This window comes from Buchnera aphidicola (Mindarus keteleerifoliae) (genome assembly GCF_039392895.1).
GTDB classification, from domain to species: domain Bacteria; phylum Pseudomonadota; class Gammaproteobacteria; order Enterobacterales; family Enterobacteriaceae; genus Buchnera_A; species Buchnera_A aphidicola_A.
In genome coordinates this window covers 84,559-105,643 of record NZ_CP135027.1, presented here as the reverse complement: position 1 = coordinate 105,643, position 21,085 = coordinate 84,559, and the positions used below count along the sequence as shown (strand labels likewise).

Genomic DNA, 21,085 nt, shown 5'->3' with positions numbered 1-21,085 from the left:
GAATTTAATTCTGTTAAATACTTTAATATTTTATAAATTTTTCTGTTTTTTAAACCTACTTATTGTAGTAATTACAATTTGAGTAAAATAATCCACTTCTAAATTTAAAAAGTCATCTTTCTTTTTACTTCCTATAGTTGTTAATCTTAAAGTTTCAGGAATTATATGTACACAAAAATCATTTTTTTTAATTTTTGCTATAGTTAAACTCATTCCATCTAGACAAATAAAACCTTTATGTAAAATGAACTGCATAACTTTAGAATTTAATACTGTTACCCAAATTGCATATTCTTTTTCATCATTAATAACTTTTTTAATCTTAACCATAGTCATAATATGTCCAGAAACTATATGTCCTCCTATTTCATCATTAAATTTTGAAGCTCTTTCAAAATTTGTATATTCCCCTATTTTTAAAAATTTTAAATTAGTAAAATTTAATGTTTCACTAATTATATCGAAACTAATAAAATTTTTATTTATATTAGAAACTGTAAGACAACATCCATTATGTGAAATTGAATTCCCTAAATTTAAATTTTTTACTTGATCTTCTTTAAATTTAAAAACATAAGTTAAATATTTATTTTTTTTCTTTATATTTACTAATTGAGTATATCCCTGAACAATTCCAGAAAACATATTTTTTCCTTTTAAAATTTTTAATAAATAAATTTATTTAAATGTTTTTTATTTTGATTTAAACATAATCAATGATAATATGAAAACAAAAAAATTGCGTTTATAGCTCAGCTTGGTTAGAGCATCTTTATGACATGAAGAAGGCCAGTGGTTCAAATCCACTTAAACGCATAAAATTTAAAAATTATAAATTATTAATTTTTAACTAAAAATGAAAACTATCGAAAAAAAAATTAAAAAAAATCAAAAATTTTTAGTCGCATATAGTGGTGGATTAGATTCTTCCGTATTATTATACAAATTGTTTAAACTAAAAACTCAATATTCATTTATAAAATTAAGAGCTATTCATATAAATCATAATTTGCATATTCTTTCAAATTATTGGTCAGATTTTTGCAAAAAAGAATGCAAAAAATTTAATATACCTTTAAGTATTAAAAAAATATTTTTACCTAAAAAGACCGGGATAGAATCAGCAGCTAGAAAATTAAGATATGAAACTATTATTCAACATGCTTTTCTTGATGAAATAATTCTTACTGGTCATCATTTAGATGATCACATAGAAACTTTTTTTTTACGTTTAAAAAGAGGGAGTGGCACAAAAGGTCTTTCTGGAATATCAAAAATTATTAATCTTAATAGAAACAAAATAATTCGTCCTTTTTTAGAAATAAAAAAATCTCAATTAAAAGAGATAGCTATCAAAAATAAACTTTTATGGATTGAAGATCCTAGCAATAACAATATTCAGTTTGAAAGAAATTTTTTAAGAAAGAAAATTATTCCAAAATTAAAAAAAAAGTGGCCTTTTTTTTTAAAAAATTGTTATAAAAGTATGCGTATTTTACAAGAGCAAGAATTAATAGTAAATAAACTAATAATTGAAAAAATTAAAAATCTATCTTCAGTTGATAACGGATTAAACATTGTTCAATTTAAAAAAGAAAATAAATTAATTCAAAAAATAATCATACGTATTTGGATTAAAAAAAATAGCTTAATTTCACCTAGCAGCAATTTTATAAATCAAATATTTAAACAAATTATATTCAATAAAAAAAAAGAGAATATAAAAATATGTTTAAATAATTTTGAAATACAAAAATATAAAAATATTTTATATTGGACTAAAAAAAACTTATCTACTAAAAAAATTTTTTTCTGGAAAGATTTAAAAAAATCAATATATCTTTCAGATAATTTTGAAAAGATAAGTATCAATGATTTAGGAATGAAATTTTTTTTCCCTACTAAAAAAAAAAATATACACATTCGTTTTCATGTTAAAAAAAGCGAAAAAATCTATTTTTCAAAAAAAAAGAAATCAATGACCATTAAAAAAATATGGCAAATGTATAATATTCCCCCTTGGCTAAGAAATAAAATTCCCATTTTTTATTATAAAAATAAATTGATTGGAATTTTAGGTTTATTTGTTCTTAAAAATAAATATTTTAAAAATAACTTAAGTTATAATATTTCTTGGTATAGTTTGATAAAAACTTCTAAACAAAAAAAATCTTTTTTATATAATTAACTTCATATTCATAATATTAATTTTTAGTATCTGAAAATAAATCAACATTTGGAATATTTAAACGATTATATAAAGGTTTAAATAACAAAATTTTGTGATTAACCAAAGGAATAGAAATTTCTTTCCAGAACAATTTTGTATTTAAAAATTTTTCGACTTTTAAAAATAATTCAGGCATAACAGGTGATAACCAAATTATTATTATTCTAAATAAATTAATTCCCATAGAACATATTGATTGTATTACTAAACTTTTAGAATTTTTTTTAGCTATTATCCAAGGTGATTTTTCTGTCATATATTTATTTGCTAAATCAGCAAAAAACATAATTTTTTTAATAGCTAAAAAATATTCTCTTTTTTTAAAAAAATTTCCAATTGTATCTGATTCTTTACAAAATAAAAGAAATAATTCTTCTTCATCAATACTAGAAGATAACAAATTATTAAAATTAAGATTAATAAATCTAGCACTTCTAGATGCTAAATTAATGACTTTATTAATTATTTCAGAATTAAATTTCTGTACTAAATCACTTAAATTAAATTCTATATCTTCTATAGTAGAAGATAACTTACTAGCATAATAGTATCTAATGCTATCCGTATTAAAATATTTAGTCCAATCAGAAGCTTTAATAAAAGAATTTTTAGATTTTGATAATTTTTTTCCATTATTAGTCAAATACCCATGAACAAAAATTTTTGTTGGTTTTCTAAAAGAACTGCTTTCTAATATTGCTGGCCAAAATAAACTGTGAAAATAAATGATATCTTTTCCTATAAAGTGATATAATTCGCAATTGGAATTTTTTTTCCAAAATTCATCAAAATCAATGTTTTTATTTTGATTACATAAATTTTTAAAAGTACTAATGTACCCTATAGGTGCATCTAACCAAACATAAAAATATTTATTTAAAAAATTTGGTATTTTAAAACCAAAATAAGGAGCATCTCTTGAAATATTCCAATTTTTTAAACCATTCTTAAACCATTCTTTAGTTTTATTTACCACTGATTTTTGTAAAGTTCCTGACCTTATCCAAACTTCAAGCATTTTAGTAAGTTTTTCTAATTTGAAAAACAAATGAGTAGATTCTTTAACGATTGGAATTGCATCAGAAATAACTGATTTTGGGTTGATCATATCTATTGCTGAGTAGATAGAACCACATTTTTCGCAATTATCTCCATACTGATCATCAGAAAAACAAATTGGGCAAGTTCCTTTAATAAATCGATCAGGTAAAAACATTTTTTTAACAGAATCATATAATTGATAAACTACCTTTTTTTCTATCATTTTTTTTTGATTTAATTCATGAAATATTTTTTTTAAAAAAAAATAGTTTTCTTCGCTATGTGTCAAATAATAATTATCATACGAAATATTAAAATTTAGTAAATCTAATTTATGTCTTTTATAGCTTTTTAAAGTTAATTCTTCAGGACTAATGTTAAGTTTTTTTGCCCTTAGCATTGTAGCTGTTCCATGACTGTCGTCAGCTGAAATAAACCATATTTCTTTACCTTGCATCCTATGATATCTTACCCAAATATCCGCCTGAATATGTTCTAACATATGACCTAAATGTATAGGTCCATTTGCATATGGAAATGCGCAAGTAACTAGAATTTTTTTTATTTTATTGACCATTTTTCACCGTTAAAAATTTCCTATAAAATTTAAAATGCAAAATATTTGAGATATTTAATATATTTTATATAATAAAAATTATTATACGAAAAATATCAAATATATGAAACCTATTAATATACTTACAATTGCTGGAACAGATCCTACCGGAGGTGCCGGAATACAAGCAGATATAAAAACTATTTCTGCTTTAAAAGCTTATAGTACTAGCGTCATTACAGCAATTGTTGCACAGAATACTTATTCTGTTCAATCAATTTTTTCTTTAGATAGCAAATTAGTTTTATCACAATTAAACTCTGTCTTAAACGATGTAAAAATAAATAGTTGTAAAATAGGAATGGTTGGAAATTCAAAAATTATTAAATGTATTTCCAATAAATTAAAAGAAGTTGATCTTCCATGTATAGTACTTGATACTGTTATGTATACAAAAAACGGATTTTCTTTACTATCAAAAAATTCAATTAAAACGTTAATTAAATACTTGTTTCCTATTTCTTCTATAATTACTCCTAACTTATTAGAAGCATCTATTTTATTAAATTGTAAAATAGCAAAATCTGAAGAAGATATGCAATTTCAAGGAAGAGAATTATTAAAATTAGGAAGTAAAGCTGTTTTGTTGAAAGGAGGACATTTAAACAATACTTACTCTCCTGATTGGCTTTTTACTGAAAAAATTGAAAAAAGATTTTCTATGAAAAAAATTAATACACTTAATACTCATGGGACGGGATGTTGTTTATCTTCTGCATTAGCTACAATAAAACCAAATTATAAAAATTGGATTGATCCTATTAAAAAAGCTAAAAAATGGTTACAAGGAGCTATTATTAATTCTAATAATTTAAATGTTGGAACTGGAAGAGGACCAATTAATCACTTTTATAAATGGTGGTGAACAAATTTTCTTTAAATAATGAATAATTAGCTAAAATTATTCATTATTTAATCTTGATTAATTCGACTTATTATCACACTTTTCTGATTGCGATACTTTGCTTCATTCCTAGAACTATATGGATGCGATACCGACTGTGATAAAGTTTCAAAACTTAACGCTGCTATAAACATCCCAGGCCTTAATGCCAGTTTTATATTTCCTGAATTAAAACATTCCAAAACAATATTACCCTTCCAGCCTGGATCAACTCTATGAGAAGTTGCATGAATCATTAATCCTAATCTAGCCAATGAGGATCTTCCATCTAACCAACCTACTAAATTATCAGGAATACTAAATTTTTCCAAAGTAGTAGCTAAAATTAGCTCTTTCGGAGATATAAAAAATACATTGTCATTATTAACAAAAATTTCTCGACTCATATTTTTTTTTATCTCTAAAGCAATATTTTCTTTATCAGCACTTAAATCAATAAATGATTTTTTTTCATTATTAAATGTCCGAAACTTATTTCCCAATCGAACATCAACTGTTATACCTGTTATTGAAGATTTGCTTGGCATAGGAGTTATAATTAATTTTTTTTTCTTTAACCAAATATTTATTTCTTTATCACATAAACGCATAACTGTATTCCTATATCTTTTAGATCTAACTCTTTTTTTAAAAAAATATAAAAAATAAAATTTTTTATAAATACAAAATACTTTTGTTTTTCTAAAAACATATTTCTTTAAAATTACCAGAGATATAGTCTCTGGAATCTTAAAGAAAAATATATTTTCATATAAAATCTTTTATGCAAAAAAATATTTTTTATACTAAAAAAAAATAACTACGTTAACCAATTAGTATGAAAAATTCCTTTTTTATCAATACGTTTATAGGTATGTGCTCCAAAAAAATCTCTTTGTGCTTGAATTAAATTAGCCGGTAAAAATTCTGAACGATAAGTATCATAATATGATATGGCTGAAGAAAAAGCTGGAATTGCTATACCATTCTTGATAGAAAAAGAAACTACTTCTCTTAAACAAACTTGATAATCATTAGCAATGTTTTTAAAATAAGATGTTAAAAGTAAATTTGAAACATTCTTGTTTTCTGAATAAGCGTTAGTTATTTTTTTTAAAAATTCTGCTCTAATAATGCATCCTGCTCGAAAAATTTTAGCTATTTTTCCAAAATTTAATTCCCAATTATATTTTTCAGATGCTTTTTTCAACTGTGAAAAACCTTGTGCATATGAAATAATTTTACCTAAATATAATGCTTTTCTAATCTTTTCAATGAACTCTTTTTTTTTATTTACTAAACTAAATTTTTGTTTTGGTCCTTTTAATATTTTTGAAGCTTCCATACGTTGATCTTTTAAAGAAGATAAATAACGAGAAAAAACAGAACTTGTAATTAAAGAAAGCGGTTCTTCAAGATTTAATGCATCTATAGCTACCCATTTTCCAGTACCTTTGTTTTCTGCATTATCACATATCATATCAATCAAATAATTTCCTTTATTATCTTTTTTTAAGAAAATATATTTAGTAATATCTATTAAATAACTATTAAGTTCTCCTTTATTCCATTCAGAAAAAACGTCAGCCATTTCTTTATTATTTAACTTCAAAATAAACTTTAATAAAAAATATGATTCAGCGATTAATTGCATATCTCCATATTCAATTCCGTTATGGATCATTTTAACATAATGACCTGCTCCATTTGGACCTATATAGGTTACACAAGGTTCATTCTCAAACTTTGCTGAAACTTTTTTCAACATAGGAGAAATTAAATCATAAGTTTCTTTAGAACCTCCTGGCATAATAGAAGGACCCTTTAAAGCCCCTTCTTCTCCACCAGATATTCCAGCTCCAACAAAATTAATACCTATTTTTGAAATTTCATTGAATCTTCGAACTGTATCTTTATAAAAAGTATTACCTCCATCTATCAAAATGTCTCCTTTTTTTAACAAAGGTACAATACTAGAAATAGTTTCATCTGTAGCTTTTCCAGATTGAACCATTAAAAAAATACATTTAGGTTCATTTAAAGAATTAACAAATTTAGAAAAATTAAAATAAGGAAATAACATTTTTCCTTTATTTTCTAAAATTACTTTTTTAGTTTTTTCTTTACTTCTATTTAAAATAGATACTGAATATCCCTTACTTTCTAAATTTAGTGCCAAATTTTTTCCCATTACTGACATACCTATTACACCAACTTGTTTTTTTGACATAATATTTTCCCCAAAAAACTAAATTAACTTTCATTAATAATAAAATCAGTTATTTGCTTATAAATCATTTAATAAGTTATTATCATTTATTTGAAATAACTTTCAGAAAAATTTTTTTTAGATCTACTTATCAAGTTTTTAATAATAGCATTAAAAGTTAAATTGCTTTTTTTTAACAAAACTAACAAATGGTAAATTAAATCAGAAGACTCATTAACCATTTCTTTTTTATTTTGAGAAATAAAAGCAATTATTACTTCTATAGCTTCTTCTCCAACTTTTTGAGAAATTCTTTCAATTCCTTTTTGATACAATCTATTTGTATATGATTTATCACCTACATCTAATTTTTTTTTACTTTCTAAAATTTGTTCTAAATTATACAAAAAAGAAAAATAAGTATGCTTTACATTAAAACAACTTTCTTTAGCTAAATGACATGTATTCACTGAACTTGAAACAAGTATTAGAAGAGAATCTGAATCACAATCTAAAAATATTTTTTTTACAATTAAAAAATTTTTTGAAACTTCTCCTTTAGTCCATAATCTTTTTTTAGTACGAGAATAAAAAGTAACTAACTTTTTTTCTTGAGTTTTCAATAATGCCTCTTTATTCATATACCCTTGCATTAATACAGTTCCAGAATATTGATTCTGAATTATTGCCGGAACTAAATAATTAACTTTTTTCCAATCTATTTTAAGGATTAAATCTTTATTTTTTAACATTTTCTAATTTCTATGCCTCTGCTAAATAAAAATTTTTTAAGATCGCTTATCTTAATAACCTTTTTGTGAAATACAGATGCTGCTAAAGCACCGTCTACGTTAGAATAGTTAAAAACTTTATAAAAATCCTCCATTTTTCCAGCCCCTCCTGAAGCGATTAAAGGAACTTTACATATTTCTCTAACTTTTGATAATTGTTTTATATCGTATCCTTGCATCATTCCATCTTGATTCATTACATTTAATACAATTTCTCCAGCACCTCTACTTTGCACTTCCCGAATCCAATTTATGGTTTTTAAATTAGTAATTTCTGATTTATTTGGATCTCCTGTATACTTCTTAACTCGATATACCTGATCAATTTCATCAAACCAAGAATCTACTCCTACTACTACACATTGAACTCCACAATGTTCTGCTATTTCGTTAATTAAATTAGCATTCTCTATCGCAGGAGTATTTATAGATATTTTATCTGCTCCTAAAGAAAGAATTTCTACAGCACTATTTAAATTTGTTATTCCTCCTGCAACACAAAAAGGAATATTTATTACCTTTGCAATTTTAGTTATCCAACTTCTATCTACGGATCTATTTTTTACAGATGCTTCTATATCGTAAAAAACTAATTCATCAGCTCCTTCATCCACATACCTTTTTATTAAAGATAAAATATCTCCAATTACTTCATGATTCAAAAATTGAACTCCTTTAACAACTAAGTTGTCCTTTATATCTAAACAAGGAATTATTCTTTTTGATAACATTTTTTTGCCTCTAATAATGTGAATTTATTTTCTAATAATGCTTTCCCTATAATAATACTCTTAATTTTATTCTTTTTAAGAATAGAAATATCCTTTAATGAAGATACTCCTCCAGAAGCTTGAAATTCAATGTCTTGATATTTTTCTGAAATTTCTTTATATAAAAAAAAGTTTGGACCAGATAACGTTCCATCTCTGGATACATCTGTACATAATACATGTTTTAATCCTGAAGAAGAAAATTCAGAAATTATGTTCTCAAAACTTTTTCCAGTTCTTTCCTTCCAACCAGAAATAACAACCTCCTTAAAAGAATTTTTATGAATGTATATATCAATGGCTAAAGCAATCCTTTCAGGTCCATAATTTTTTAACCACTTTTTTACTTTATCTGTATTTTTTAATGCTGATGATCCTATTACCACCCTTTTTACTCCGAATGATAATAATATTTCTATATCTTTTTCATTTTTAACGCCCCCTCCTATTTGAAAAAAATTAGGTTTTTTCAATAATAAAGTTTTAAAAAAAGATGTCTGTCTTTTTTCATAATTTTTAGCACCATCAAGATCCACTAAATGAATCATTTCTGCATTACTAATTAAATACTGTTCAATATAATGTTCAACAGTTTCGCTATATTTTTTTATTTGACTATATTTTCCTTGATACAAACGTACTACTTTTCCTTTTATTATATCAATAGATGGAATAATCATATTATATCTCTAAGAAATTTTTGATTAGTTTTGATCCTGCTAAACCAGATTTTTCTGGGTGAAATTGCACTCCAAAAAAATTCTTTTTTTGTATAGCTGCAGAAAAATTAATTCCGTAATTTGATTTACAAATTGTATATTTATTAACAGGTGCAGCATAACTATGCAAAAAATAAAATTTTTCTTCTCTATTAATATTTTTAAATAAAATATTTTCTTTTCCCCAACAAATAGTATTCCAACCATTATGTGGTAAGGGGAGATTTTTTACGTTTATTCGATTAACTCGAATTTTAAATATATTTAACATTTCTACATCCTTACACTCTTCGCTAAAAGAACATAACAATTGCATTCCTAAACAAATTCCTAAAATAAACCCTTGATAATTTCTAATGAAAGAAGATAAGTTATTTAATCTAATTCTTTTCATTGCAGCTATTGGAGTGCCTACTCCTGGTATAAGCAGTTTATTAGATTTTAATAAATCATCGATACTTGAACTAATATTGACATCAAAACCTAATTTTTTAACAGAATGCTCTAAGGATGCTAAATTGGCACATCCAGTATCTAATATCATAACTTTTTTCATTACAAAACTCCTTTTGAACTAGGTATACTTTCTCTTTTATTAATTTGAATAGCTTGCTTTAAAGAACATCCAAATGATTTAAATATACTCTCTGCAATATGATGATCATTTGTTCCTTTAGCGTTTAAATGTAATGTTATATTCATGGAATATGATAAAGAATAAAAAAAATGTTTAATCATTTGACTACTTAAATCACCTATATATTGATAAGAAAAACTCGATTTGAAATTCAAATAAGGACGTCCTGAAATGTCTATAACACAAGAAGACAAACTTTCATCCATAGGTACATATGATCCAAATCTATTTATACCTTTTTTATCTCTTAAAGCTTTTTTTAACGCTATTCCTAATACTATTCCAGTATCTTCTACAGTATGATGATCATCTACTTTCGTATCTCCAATTACTTTTATTTCAGCCGAAATTCCAGCATGAACCATCACTTGTTCTAACATATGATCAAAAAAGTTAACTCCTGTACTGATATTATTATCTTTTTTCTCATCTAACCAAATTTCTACTTTAACTTTTGTTTCTTTTGTTTTTCTTTCTATTTTAAATACTCTACCTTTTTCTTTACTCAAAATTTTTTCTACTATTTGGTCCCAGCCAAATTTATTTTGATCATAATGTAAACCTTTAACCCCTATATTTTTTGCAAATTCCATATCACTTTTTCGATCTCCAATAACGTAACTTCTTTTAAACAATACTTTTTGATCTAGTATAAAGGAATCTACTAGCTTCGTTTTAGGTTTTCTGCATTTACAATTATCTTTTTCATTATGAGGACAAATTAATACTTTTTCAAAAAAAATACCTTGCGAAAAAAAAATATTAATTATAAAATCATGAGTTAAATTAAAATCTTTTAAAGAAAATGAAGAACTCCCCAAGCCATCCTGATTTGTAACCATAACCAGTTTATATTTTTTTTTCTGCAATAAAATTAAAGAAGGAATAACATTTTTTTCTAATTTGACTTTATTTAATTTATCAATTTGAAAATTATCTGTAGGTTCAGAAACTAATGTTCCATCTCTATCAATAAATAAAATTTTTTTAGACATATTCATTCTCTATTATAATAAATTTAATAAAATTAAAATTTTAAAAAATTTAAAGATTCAATTAATTCTTCACACTCACTTCTAGTTCCAATAGAAATTCTAAGATGTCCTTCTAAATTCATTTTTTTACTTTGATCTCGAATTATAATTCCTTTATTCCATAAAAAATTAAAAACTTTGTCAGAATGATAAAACTCCGCTAAAATATAATTAGCATCACTATCATGTATTCTTTTTACTAAAATATTACTTTTTAATTTTTTTACTAACCAATTTTTATTTTTGTTTAATAGAACAACATTTTTTTTTATATTATAAATATTTTTTTTATTTAATGCTTCTTCTACTATGTCTGAAGTAGACACTGATATAGGATAAGGAGGAATAATACTAGATAACATTTTAATTATTTTTTCATTACTCAACAAAAATCCGCATCTTAAACCAGCTAATGAAAATGCTTTCGATAATGTCCGTAATATAACTAAATGAGAATAATTACATAACCAAGATGAAATATTCTTATCATAACAAAATTCAATATACGCTTCATCAACTACGACTATTGCTTTTTTATATGCTATTTTTAATATTTTTTTAATAACTTTTTCACTAAAACAATTTCCAGTGGGATTATTAGGTCTACATAAATAAATTATCTTTACATTATTCATATGTAATTTTAAATTTAACAAATCAAGATTCCAATCTTTCAACAATGGAATCTCCTTTACATCAACGTTCATTATATTAGCAACAATTGAGTACATATCATAAGTAGGAGGAAAAATCATAATTGCATCTTTTTCAGGAATACAAAACATCCTACTTAATAAATCTATTCCTTCATCAGAACCCCTAGTTGCTAATACATTTTCAGGATTTATCTTAGAATAATTTGCATATCTTAATATCATGTTTTTAGGTTGAGACTCAGGATATCTATTCAAATTGCTATTTTTAAATTTATATTTAATAGAAATAGGAGATTCATTTGCATTTAACCATATATTTCCTTTTCCACCTATTCTTCTTGCTGACTGATAAGGAGTAAAATTAAGCAAGTGAGGTCGAACTAACTTTTCAATGTTAAATATCATATCTTTCCTTTAATGAATTTAAATAGTCTATTCTAACTTTTACTGCATTATAATGTTCCATCATTTTTTCTTTTTTCGCTAAAGTTTGAACAGTAAAGGCTAAATTTTTTAATCCTCTCTTATTAAGTTTTTGAACATTGATTCTTTTTTGAAAATCTAATACAGATAAACCAGAACGAGTATTTACCGAACCAGAAGTAGGTAAAACATGATTAGTTCCTGATGCATAATCTCCAACAGAAACAGGAGACCATTTTCCTAGAAAAATTGAACCTGCATTAACAATTTCTTTCAATTCTTTTTCAGGAGAACGGGTTTGAATTATTAAATGTTCAGGACCATATCTATTCACTATATTAATACATTCTGACATGTTTTTTGAATAAATTATTTTACTATTCATAATAGATTCTTTAATTCTGTTCGAATTACAAATAGAATTCATTTTTTTTAATAAAATTGATAAAGTAGAAATGGCCATTTTTTTACATGAAGTAACTAAAAAAACTTGAGAAGAAGAACCATGTTCTGCTTGAGAACATAAATCAGAAACTATAAATTCAGGATTAGCGGTATGATCTGAAAGCACTAAAAGTTCTGAAGGACCAGCTATCATATCAATATCAACATTACAAAAAGATTTACTTACTTGCAATTTTGCTTCGGTAACATATACATTTCCAGGTCCAAATATTTTATCAACCTTAGGCATAATTTTAGTACCGAAACTTAATCCCGCTATAGCCTGTGCTCCACCTACCTGAAATATTTTATTTACCCCACATAATTTAGATACATATAGCAATTCTTTAGAAATCGGAGGTGGAGAACAAATAACAATATTTTTACAACCAGCAATATTAGCTGGTATTGCTAACATTAAAGCAGTGGAAAATAACGATGTAGATCCTCCAGGAACATACAATCCAACTGATTCAATAGGCAACACCAATTGAGAACATTTAATACCTGGTTGTATTTCAACTTCGTAATCTAACTTTCGTTTTAATTTATGAAACAATTTTATATTTTTAAAAGCAATTAATATTGAATCTTCAACATCACGACTTATATTTAATGAATTCAATGAAATTTTTTTCAGATTTAAAGAAAAATCTTTAACTTCAATCTTATCAAATATTTTTGAATATTTATTTATTGCTTTATCTCTAAATTGATAAACATTATTAATAATTTCCGAAACAATTTTACTAACTGAATTTGAATTTTTTAAATAAGGTCTAATTAAAATTTTATTTTTTTCTTCTAAATTTAATTTATCCCAAAAAACAATATTTTTTTTTATCATATTATTTACTCCATCATTTTCTCGATTGGTAAAACTAATATAGAACTAGCTCCTAATATTTTTAATTTTTCCATTGTTTCCCAAAATATAGTTTCACTACTTACAACATGCATAGCAACTTTTGTTTGATCATTTGCCAATTTTAAAATTGTTGGATTTTCAGCTCCGTGTAATAAAGAAGTTACTTCTTCTAATTTAGAAATAGGAACATGTAACATAATATATTTAGACTCCTTTGCTTTGATAACTCCTTGAATACGAGTGATTAATTTATCAATTATATTTTTTTTAAAAATTGATATTTCCTGTAGTCCGCTAATTAGACATGCAGAAGATACATATACAGTTTCTACTTCATATAAACTATTTTCTTTAAGAGTAGCTCCTGTAGAAACTAAGTCACATATCGCATCTGCTAAATTCAATCTTGGAGCAACTTCTACCGACCCATTTAAAGAACATAACTTAAATTGAATTTTTTTCTTGTCCAAAAAATTTTTTAATAAATTAGGATATGAAGTAGCAATACGTTTATTTTGAAAGTAATCTAATCCACTATACTCGATATTCAATGGTATTGATAATGATAATCTACACGTTCCGAAATCAAGGTTGCATAGAACTTTTAACAAACTTTTTTTGAATTTCTCTTTTTGTTCTAAAAAAATTTCTTTTAATACATTTTTTCCTACAATACCTAAATCTACTACTCCCTCAACTACCAGTCCAGGAATATCATCATCTCTAACATACATAACATCAATAGGCATATTCTCAGCAAAAAAAATTAAACCTTTCTGCTGTAAATTAATTTTGATACCACAACGAGTTAATAATTCCTTAGAATCATCACTCAATCTACCTGATTTTTGCATCGCAATTCTAACGCGATGATTTTTTTTTAGCATTATTTTTTACCTCATCTAAAAATTGAACAAATTGTTAGAAGAACATATCTATTAAAAATAAAAAACATTTCTATAATTTACTTAAAAAAAAACCCATTTAAAATTAGAAATTAATATTCAAAACAAAAAATAATTTTACAAAAATTATTCTTAACAATGAAAATATTGAAATATTTAAACTGAACAATCAATTAATACAATTAAGGCAGCTGCATCACCCAAACTTTTAGGCGCTTGACGAAATGCAATAATATCTGGATGTTGAGACAACCAAAATGACGTCTGTTTTTTAAGAATATTTTTTCCATGCCCATGTACTATAGAAGCACAAAAAATGTTTTCTTCAAGACAAACAGAAATTAACACCCCTAATTCTTTTTTAGCTTGTAATTGATTCAATCCATGTAAATCAAGAGTGATTTCCGGAATATATTCTCCTATTTTAATTTTTCTTAATTCATCTTTATCGCTTTTATTTCGAATATACGAAATAGGATCGTATTTAATATCATAGTTTGAATTATTACTAGATAATAAATGAGAATTAAGATCGTATTCAAACATTTTTCGTTTTGAAAAAAAGGAACTTTTTTCATAACAATTTTTATAATGAAAAATAGTGTCTTGTTTAATTTTACTAATGTCTTTAAAAGATTCTCGAAATGAAGAAAAATCATTAAATAAAAATGTTTTATTATTTTGCATATTTTTTTTAATTACCATAACATCTTTTGTATAAAATATTGTTAAAATTAAATGATTTTTAAAACTTTTATATTATAAATAATTAAATGAATAATAATTTTATTATAACTAAATATTTTTATATTATAGCAAAAATTTAATTTTTAAATTAAAAAAATAATATACTACTATTTTAAAAAATAAGGATTAAAAAAAAATGGCTGGAAACTCTATTGGAAAAAATTTTTGTGTTACCACTTATGGTGAATCTCATGGAGAATCATTAGGTTGTATCATTGATGGAGTTCCCCCTGGGTTAAAATTAAGTAATCAAGATCTACAAAAAGAACTTAATAGAAGAAAACCAGGAAATTCTATTTATACCTCTCCAAGAAAAGAAGCTGATAAAGTAAAAATACTTTCAGGAGTATTTAACAATATTACTACAGGTACTAGTATTGGATTAATAATACATAATACTGATCAAAGAACCAAAGATTATAAAAATCATGAAACTTTGTTTCGACCAGGACATGCTGATTATACTTACTATAAAAAATACGGAATTAGAGACTATAGAGGTGGAGGTCGTTCTTCTGCTAGAGAAACAGCAATGAGAGTAGCAGCAGGAGCAATAGCAAAAAAATATTTATTTGAAAAACATAATATTATTATTAGAGGATATTTAGCTCAATTAGGAAATATTATTTGTCATTTAAAATCTTGGGAAGAAACTAATAAAAATCCATTTTTTTGTGCTGATATCGAAAAAATAGATCAACTTAAATTAATTATTCGAAAACTTAAAAAAGAAGGAAACTCTATAGGAGCAAAAATAATTATAGTTTCAGAAAACGTTCCAATTGGATTAGGAGAGCCTGTATTTGATCGATTAGATGCTGATTTAGCACATGCTTTAATGAGTATCAATGCAGTAAAAGGTGTAGAAATAGGAGATGGATTCTCTGTAATTAATCAAAAAGGTTCTCAACATAGAGATGAGATGAACAATAAAAAATTTATGAGTAACCATTCTGGAGGAATACTTGGAGGAATTAGTAATGGAGAACCAATTATTACTAAAATAGCATTAAAACCTACTTCTAGCATAAGAATTCCTGGAAAAACTGTTAATGTTAATGGAGAAAATACTTTAATTTCTACTAAAGGAAGACACGATCCCTGTGTTGGAATAAGAGCAGTTCCAATTGCTGAAGCGATGACTGCAATTATTTTGATGGATCATTTATTAAGATATAAAGCACAATGTAATAATATTTAATTCTATAAAAAAATAATAAAAAAAATGTATATTTAATATTTTTACATTAAACATATATATTATTATTTATTTCGAAATTTAAATGTATAAACATCGCTAAATCAATCGTTTAGCGACGTTTATACTATAATTAAATATCAAAATTACTTATAACCTTACCTATAATAATTTTGTAAAAACTAAATTTTTGAATAAATTCTTTGTGCATCAAATTTTATTTTTTCTAAAAAGTTCTAAATTCAAGTATAAAATTTCTAACTCTTTATTCTTTATATAGTAAAAACATATAAAAAAACAATAACATTGATATTATGATTATATCTTTCTAAAAATTTAAATTTTATGTATCATAAAACTACTATTCAAATTTCTCGAGATAAAATATGAATACTTTACAATTCTAAAAATAAAAAATATTAAATTACTTAATGAAAAAATAATTTTTTAATTTTACTTTTAAAATTATTTAAAATCTTGCAAAATTAATCATGTGTTAAGCATACAATCTTCTATTTGCTTTTTACATACCTTTCAAACGTACTATATAAAATTTATTTTTGGGAAAAACTAAAAATGTTTAAAGGAAGTATTGTAGCTCTTATTACGCCAATGGATGAAAAAGGAAACATTTGTAAAAATAGTTTAAAACGATTAATTAATTACCATATTGAATCTGGAACAAATGCTATAGTATCTGTAGGAACAACAGGAGAATCGGCAACTTTAAATCAAAATGAACATAGTAACTTAATTATGCATACTGTAGAAATAGCTAATGGGAAAATTCCTATAATTGCAGGAACTGGAGCTAATGCTACATCAGAAGCAATTCTATTAACTCAAAAATTAGAAAATTCTGGAATTTCTGGTTGTTTAAGTGTTACCCCTTATTATAATCGTCCTACTCAAAAAGGACTGTATCAGCACTTTAAATTAATTTCAGAAAGTACTAAAATTCCTCAAATTCTTTATAATGTACCTTCTCGAACAGGTTGTGATTTATTGCCAAAAACTGTAATTAAATTATCTAAACTTAAAAACATTATAGGTATAAAAGAAGCCTCGGGAGATTTATCTAGAGTAAACAACATCAAACAATACGTTTCTCAAAATTTTTTATTATTTAGCGGAGATGATGCAACTGCTCTTGATTTTATTCAATTAGGAGGAAATGGAGTAATTTCAGTCACTGCAAATATTGCAGCAAAAGAAATGTCTAAAATGTGCAATTTAGCTTTAAATAAAAATTTTTTTTCTGCCAGAAAAATCAACGAAAAATTAATGGATTTACATGAAATATTATTTGTTGAACCAAATCCAATGCCTATCAAATGGGCAGCTAAAAAACTAAATTTAATTTCAAGTGATACCCTTAGACTTCCTATGATATCAATTTCTAAATCTACTAAAATTATTTTAGAAAATATTTTAAATAAAATAAAATTATCATATTAAAAAACAACAAATTAAAATTTTTTTACCTTTAAAAAAATTTAAAAAACGTGAAATATTTATTTGAATTAAACTTTTTAAATGATTTTTTAAATTAAATGAAATTAATTAAATTTAAAAAAATACAAATTTAAAATAAACAAACTTATTTCTTAAATTTTAAGGTAAAAATTTAATCTAGAGCATCTTAATGATGCTCTACAATTTTAAGAAATTAAATTAATAATTTATCCATTATTCTTTGATAAATTTGACTTAAAATAGACAAATCTTCGATTTTTACTTGCTCATTGACTTGATGTATAGTTTTATTTATTAAACCAAGTTCAACTATTTCTGCACCTATTAATGAAATAAATCGACCATCTGAAGTTCCTCCAGAAGTCGATAATCTTGATTTTATTTTATTAACAAATTGAACAGCCTCGGTAACTGTTTTAGTTAGTACACCTGGTGAAGTAAAAAAAGGATAACCTGAAACTTTCCATTTAATAGAATATTTTATTCTATATTTGAACAGTATTTTTTCAACAAAATGTTTTATTTCATTTACATTAATAACAGGACTGAATCGTATATTAAATACCATAGATAATTCGTCTGGAACAACATTTTCTGAATTTGAATCAGATCTAATCTTAACTATTTGTATGCTTGTAGAAGGGAAAAAATTATTTCCAGTATCAAATTCATGATTTATTAATCGAAATAAAAAAGGTATAGTTTTATGTATAGAATTATCAAAAGATTTCGGATAAGCAACATGACCTTGAATTCCAAAAACTTTTAAATGTGCTGTTATTGAGCCTCTACGTCCATTTTTTATAAAGTCTCCAATCACTTTAGTACTAGATGGTTCGCCTAAAATACAATAATCTATTTTTTCTTTCTGAGAAATTAAATTCTCAATTACTGCTTTAGTACCATCAATAGCATTTGATTCTTCATCAGAAGTTATTAGAAAAGATATTCGATTTTTATGATTAGGATTTAAATAAACAAATTTTTCAGCAGCTATTATCATAGCTGCTAGAGCTCCTTTCATATCAATAGCACCTCTTCCAAAAAGAATATTTTTTTCAATTACCGCATCAAACGGAGGAAATTTCCAAAGTTTTTTTTTACCTGCAGGCACTACATCAGTGTGTCCAGCAAATGTCAAAGTTTTTCCTTTACCTCGAAAAGCCCAAATATTAGAAGTGTTGTTAATATTTATATGTTTAATCGTAAACCCAATAGATCTCAATCTATTTGCTATAATTTCTTGACAACCCAAATCTAATGGACTTATGGAAGGTATAGAGATTAATTTTCTAGCCAATTTAACAATAGGAAAATTCTTCATACAACGCCTTTAAAAAAATAATAATTCAAATATTTTTGTTTATTTTTTGTATATAAGAATATAATTCTCATTTTTTATTTTTTAAACTTAATAAACTATATTATTAACAATTTAAAAATAACTTAATTTTTTTAACTATATGCTCTACCGTAAATCCAAATTTAGAAAATAAAACTTCTCCAGAAGCAGAATCTCCATATCGATTAATCCCTATTATTTTTCCTTCTAAACCAACATACTTATGCCAGAAATCTGTTATTCCAGCTTCGATAGCTATTCTTTTTTTAATTTTTTTAGGAAAAAGATATTGTTTATATTCTTTACTCTGTTCTTCAAATTTATCAGAAGATGGCATTGAAATCACTCTGCAAGAATACCCTAATGCATCTATTTTTTTAGATACTTTTAAAGTTAAAAATAATTCAGAACCTGTAGAAATTAAAATTAAATTAGGTTGACATTTTTCAGCCTCTTTAATAATATACGCACCTTTAGAAACATTCTCTAACTCTTTGTTTGTCCTTTTAAATTGTTTTAAATTTTGCCTAGATAAAATTAATGCAGTTGGACCTTTTTTTCTTTCTATAGCGAATTTCCAAGCTACTGCTGTTTCAACTTGATCACTAGGCCTCCATACACTTAAGTTAGGTGTTAATCTCAAATGAGATAATTGTTCGATTGGTTGATGGGTAGGACCATCTTCTCCTAATCCTATAGAATCATGAGTATAAATAAAAATTTGTTGAATTTTCATTAATGCAGCCATCCTAATCGCATTTTTTGCATATTCTGAAAAAACTAAAAAAGTCGCTGAATAAGGTATAAATCCTCCATATACGGAAATTCCATTAGAAATTGCTGTCATTCCAAACTCTCTAACTCCATAATGTATGTAATTTCCATTATGATTATTTTTTATCGAAACAGAATTACTATGCATAGTTAAATTACTAGGAGATAAATCAGCAGAACCTCCGATTAATTCTGGTAAAATTTTTCCAATAAATGACAAAATTTTTTGGGAAGACTGCCTTGTTGCAATAATTTCAGGATTGTTTTGTAATTCATTAATAAAAAAATTCATTTTTTTATTCCAATTTTCAGGTAATAAATTACAAATTCTTCTTTTATATTCCAACGATAATTTTGGATATTCCTTTTTATAATTTTTTAGAATATCTTTCCATTTTTTTTCTAATACTTGACCTTTTTTCTGGGCATTCCAAACGTTATACATATCTTCAGGAATAAAAAACTCTGGATATTTCCAACCTATATTTTTTTTTGTTAAATTTGATTCCACTTTTCCTAAAGGAGCACCATGAACAATTTCTCGATTAGATTTGTTCGGAGAACCAAAACCTATAATCGTTTTACAAATGATTATTGAAGGCTTTTTAACATTTTTTTTTGCTTCTAAAATCGCATTAAAAATCGATTTAGAATTATGCCCATCTACATTTTCAACTACATGCCAATTATATGCTTCAAATCGTTTTTTTATATTCTCACTAAACCAATTAACTACTGGACCATCAATAGATATTTTATTGCTATCATAAAAAACTATTAATTTTCCTAATTCTAAAGTTCCAGCTAATGAACAAGATTCATGCGAAATTCCTTCCATTAAACAACCGTCGCCAACAAAGGCCCATGTATAATGATCTACTATAGAATAATCTTGTCGATTAAAATATGCTCCTAAAGTACGTTCAGCAATAGCTATTCCAACTGCATTGGCTAATCCTTGTCCTAAAGGACCGGTTGTTACATCGATTCCTTCTGTAGAACCTAATTCAGGATGTCCTGGTGTTTTTGAACCTAATTTTCTAAAATTTTTTAATTCATCCATAGATAAGTTATAACCGGTAAGATGTAAAATACTATATAATAAAGCTGAGGCATGTCCGTTAGAAAGAACAAATCGATCCCGATTAGGCCACTTAGGATTTAATGGATTATGTTTGAAAAAATCTCTCCATAATACTTCCATTATATCTGCCATTCCCATTGGAGCACCAGGATGTCCGGAGTTAGCTTGCTCTATAGCGTCTATACTTAACGCTCGAAGTGAATTAGCTAATTCTTTTCTTGAATACATAATAATCCTT

General features: G+C 25.1%; 19 protein-coding genes and 1 tRNA gene. 5 read left to right on the top strand and 15 right to left on the bottom strand.

The annotated features are described in order from the left end of the window. Nucleotides 1-30: 30 nt before the first annotated feature. The gene (locus RJT62_RS00510) at nucleotides 31-645 is read right to left on the bottom strand and encodes a riboflavin synthase subunit alpha (RefSeq protein ID WP_343153824.1); all 615 of its coding nucleotides are present in this window, start codon (nucleotides 643-645) and stop codon (nucleotides 31-33) included. Nucleotides 646-741: 96 nt separating this feature from the next. Between RJT62_RS00510 and RJT62_RS00505 the strand changes: the two genes are divergently transcribed. Continuing rightward, nucleotides 742-816, top strand: a tRNA-Ser gene (locus tag RJT62_RS00505). A 40-nt stretch (nucleotides 817-856) separates the two neighbouring features. After that, complete coding sequence (tilS, locus tag RJT62_RS00500) at nucleotides 857-2,188, top strand: tRNA lysidine(34) synthetase TilS (protein ID WP_343153823.1); 1,332 nt, start codon at nucleotides 857-859, stop codon at nucleotides 2,186-2,188. A gap of 16 nt (nucleotides 2,189-2,204) precedes the next feature. Here tilS and metG read toward each other — a convergent pair whose 3' ends face one another. Then, a complete protein-coding gene (gene metG / locus RJT62_RS00495) occupies nucleotides 2,205-3,848 on the bottom strand; it encodes a methionine--tRNA ligase (protein WP_343153822.1) in 1,644 nt (547 codons plus the stop codon). 103 nt (nucleotides 3,849-3,951) lie between these two features. Here metG and thiD point away from each other — a divergent pair, with 103 nt between their 5' ends. Next, nucleotides 3,952-4,752 carry a bifunctional hydroxymethylpyrimidine kinase/phosphomethylpyrimidine kinase gene (gene thiD, locus RJT62_RS00490; RefSeq protein ID WP_343153821.1) on the top strand — a complete coding sequence of 267 codons (801 nt, stop codon included), beginning with the start codon at nucleotides 3,952-3,954 and terminating at the stop codon, nucleotides 4,750-4,752. A gap of 47 nt (nucleotides 4,753-4,799) precedes the next feature. Here the strand turns inward: thiD and dcd are convergent, their stop codons facing one another. The 11 genes from dcd to smrB all read right to left on the bottom strand — a co-directional run bounded on the left by dcd (nucleotide 4,800) and on the right by smrB (nucleotide 14,913). Further along, nucleotides 4,800-5,381 (bottom strand): dCTP deaminase, encoded by a 582-nt coding sequence (dcd, locus tag RJT62_RS00485; protein WP_343153820.1) that lies wholly within the window; start codon nucleotides 5,379-5,381, stop codon nucleotides 4,800-4,802. Between the two features lie 209 nt (nucleotides 5,382-5,590). Next, entirely contained in the window at nucleotides 5,591-7,000 is a 1,410-nt protein-coding gene (gene gndA, locus RJT62_RS00480; protein ID WP_343153819.1) for an NADP-dependent phosphogluconate dehydrogenase, read from the bottom strand. An 86-nt stretch (nucleotides 7,001-7,086) separates the two neighbouring features. After that, nucleotides 7,087-7,731, bottom strand: a complete 645-nt coding sequence (hisIE, locus tag RJT62_RS00475) for a bifunctional phosphoribosyl-AMP cyclohydrolase/phosphoribosyl-ATP diphosphatase HisIE (RefSeq protein WP_343153818.1) — start codon at nucleotides 7,729-7,731, stop codon at nucleotides 7,087-7,089. Next, the gene (gene hisF, locus RJT62_RS00470) at nucleotides 7,725-8,501 is read right to left on the bottom strand and encodes an imidazole glycerol phosphate synthase subunit HisF (protein WP_343153817.1); all 777 of its coding nucleotides are present in this window, start codon (nucleotides 8,499-8,501) and stop codon (nucleotides 7,725-7,727) included. The genes hisIE and hisF overlap by 7 nt, the downstream gene beginning before the upstream one ends. Next, nucleotides 8,483-9,220: a 1-(5-phosphoribosyl)-5-[(5-phosphoribosylamino)methylideneamino]imidazole-4-carboxamide isomerase gene (gene hisA / locus RJT62_RS00465; protein ID WP_343153816.1), complete on the bottom strand. Its 738-nt coding sequence runs from the start codon at nucleotides 9,218-9,220 to the stop codon at nucleotides 8,483-8,485. Before hisA ends, hisF begins: the two co-directional genes overlap by 19 nt. A 1-nt stretch (nucleotide 9,221) precedes the next feature. Further along, nucleotides 9,222-9,815 carry an imidazole glycerol phosphate synthase subunit HisH gene (hisH, locus tag RJT62_RS00460; protein WP_343153815.1) on the bottom strand — a complete coding sequence of 198 codons (594 nt, stop codon included), beginning with the start codon at nucleotides 9,813-9,815 and terminating at the stop codon, nucleotides 9,222-9,224. Beyond that, entirely contained in the window at nucleotides 9,815-10,891 is a 1,077-nt protein-coding gene (hisB, locus tag RJT62_RS00455) for a bifunctional histidinol-phosphatase/imidazoleglycerol-phosphate dehydratase HisB (protein ID WP_343153814.1), read from the bottom strand. The genes hisH and hisB overlap by 1 nt, the downstream gene beginning before the upstream one ends. Before the next feature lie 32 nt (nucleotides 10,892-10,923). After that, nucleotides 10,924-11,991: a histidinol-phosphate transaminase gene (gene hisC / locus RJT62_RS00450; protein WP_343153813.1), complete on the bottom strand. Its 1,068-nt coding sequence runs from the start codon at nucleotides 11,989-11,991 to the stop codon at nucleotides 10,924-10,926. After that, the gene (hisD, locus tag RJT62_RS00445) at nucleotides 11,981-13,300 is read right to left on the bottom strand and encodes a histidinol dehydrogenase (protein WP_343153812.1); all 1,320 of its coding nucleotides are present in this window, start codon (nucleotides 13,298-13,300) and stop codon (nucleotides 11,981-11,983) included. Before hisD ends, hisC begins: the two co-directional genes overlap by 11 nt. A gap of 5 nt (nucleotides 13,301-13,305) precedes the next feature. After that, a complete protein-coding gene (hisG, locus tag RJT62_RS00440) occupies nucleotides 13,306-14,208 on the bottom strand; it encodes an ATP phosphoribosyltransferase (RefSeq protein ID WP_343153811.1) in 903 nt (300 codons plus the stop codon). Between the two features lie 174 nt (nucleotides 14,209-14,382). Next, nucleotides 14,383-14,913 carry an endonuclease SmrB gene (smrB, locus tag RJT62_RS00435; protein WP_343153810.1) on the bottom strand — a complete coding sequence of 177 codons (531 nt, stop codon included), beginning with the start codon at nucleotides 14,911-14,913 and terminating at the stop codon, nucleotides 14,383-14,385. 196 nt (nucleotides 14,914-15,109) lie between these two features. On the opposite strand from smrB, the gene aroC reads away from it, so the two are divergent. Next, nucleotides 15,110-16,174 (top strand): chorismate synthase, encoded by a 1,065-nt coding sequence (gene aroC, locus RJT62_RS00430; RefSeq protein ID WP_343153809.1) that lies wholly within the window; start codon nucleotides 15,110-15,112, stop codon nucleotides 16,172-16,174. 573 nt (nucleotides 16,175-16,747) lie between these two features. Further along, the gene (gene dapA / locus RJT62_RS00425; protein WP_343153808.1) at nucleotides 16,748-17,629 is read left to right on the top strand and encodes a 4-hydroxy-tetrahydrodipicolinate synthase; all 882 of its coding nucleotides are present in this window, start codon (nucleotides 16,748-16,750) and stop codon (nucleotides 17,627-17,629) included. A 211-nt stretch (nucleotides 17,630-17,840) separates the two neighbouring features. On the opposite strand, the gene dapE is transcribed toward dapA, so the two are convergent. Together dapE and tkt are read right to left on the bottom strand one after the other, a co-directional pair. Then, nucleotides 17,841-18,971, bottom strand: a complete 1,131-nt coding sequence (dapE, locus tag RJT62_RS00420) for a succinyl-diaminopimelate desuccinylase (RefSeq protein ID WP_343153805.1) — start codon at nucleotides 18,969-18,971, stop codon at nucleotides 17,841-17,843. A gap of 103 nt (nucleotides 18,972-19,074) precedes the next feature. After that, the gene (gene tkt, locus RJT62_RS00415; RefSeq protein WP_343153802.1) at nucleotides 19,075-21,075 is read right to left on the bottom strand and encodes a transketolase; all 2,001 of its coding nucleotides are present in this window, start codon (nucleotides 21,073-21,075) and stop codon (nucleotides 19,075-19,077) included. Nucleotides 21,076-21,085 lie beyond the last annotated feature (10 nt).

Bases quoted from the DNA above. Each gene is read 5' to 3' on its own strand.
- hisG (WP_343153811.1), bottom strand. From the start codon at position 14,208: ATGCTAAAAAAAAATCATCGCGTTAGAATTGCGATGCAAAAATCAGGT.
- hisF (WP_343153817.1), bottom strand. From the start codon at position 8,501: ATGTTATCAAAAAGAATAATTCCTTGTTTAGATATAAAGGACAACTTA.
- hisA (WP_343153816.1), bottom strand. From the start codon at position 9,220: ATGATTATTCCATCTATTGATATAATAAAAGGAAAAGTAGTACGTTTG.
- metG (WP_343153822.1), bottom strand. From the start codon at position 3,848: ATGGTCAATAAAATAAAAAAAATTCTAGTTACTTGCGCATTTCCATAT.
- hisIE (WP_343153818.1), bottom strand. From the start codon at position 7,731: ATGTTAAAAAATAAAGATTTAATCCTTAAAATAGATTGGAAAAAAGTT.
- tilS (WP_343153823.1), top strand. From the start codon at position 857: ATGAAAACTATCGAAAAAAAAATTAAAAAAAATCAAAAATTTTTAGTC.
- hisC (WP_343153813.1), bottom strand. From the start codon at position 11,991: ATGATATTTAACATTGAAAAGTTAGTTCGACCTCACTTGCTTAATTTT.
- tkt (WP_343153802.1), bottom strand. From the start codon at position 21,075: ATGTATTCAAGAAAAGAATTAGCTAATTCACTTCGAGCGTTAAGTATA.
- smrB (WP_343153810.1), bottom strand. From the start codon at position 14,913: ATGCAAAATAATAAAACATTTTTATTTAATGATTTTTCTTCATTTCGA.
- thiD (WP_343153821.1), top strand. From the start codon at position 3,952: ATGAAACCTATTAATATACTTACAATTGCTGGAACAGATCCTACCGGA.
- RJT62_RS00510 (WP_343153824.1), bottom strand. From the start codon at position 645: ATGTTTTCTGGAATTGTTCAGGGATATACTCAATTAGTAAATATAAAG.
- hisH (WP_343153815.1), bottom strand. From the start codon at position 9,815: ATGAAAAAAGTTATGATATTAGATACTGGATGTGCCAATTTAGCATCC.
- aroC (WP_343153809.1), top strand. From the start codon at position 15,110: ATGGCTGGAAACTCTATTGGAAAAAATTTTTGTGTTACCACTTATGGT.
- hisD (WP_343153812.1), bottom strand. From the start codon at position 13,300: ATGATAAAAAAAAATATTGTTTTTTGGGATAAATTAAATTTAGAAGAA.
- hisB (WP_343153814.1), bottom strand. From the start codon at position 10,891: ATGTCTAAAAAAATTTTATTTATTGATAGAGATGGAACATTAGTTTCT.
- dapA (WP_343153808.1), top strand. From the start codon at position 16,748: ATGTTTAAAGGAAGTATTGTAGCTCTTATTACGCCAATGGATGAAAAA.
- gndA (WP_343153819.1), bottom strand. From the start codon at position 7,000: ATGTCAAAAAAACAAGTTGGTGTAATAGGTATGTCAGTAATGGGAAAA.
- dcd (WP_343153820.1), bottom strand. From the start codon at position 5,381: ATGCGTTTATGTGATAAAGAAATAAATATTTGGTTAAAGAAAAAAAAA.
- dapE (WP_343153805.1), bottom strand. From the start codon at position 18,971: ATGAAGAATTTTCCTATTGTTAAATTGGCTAGAAAATTAATCTCTATA.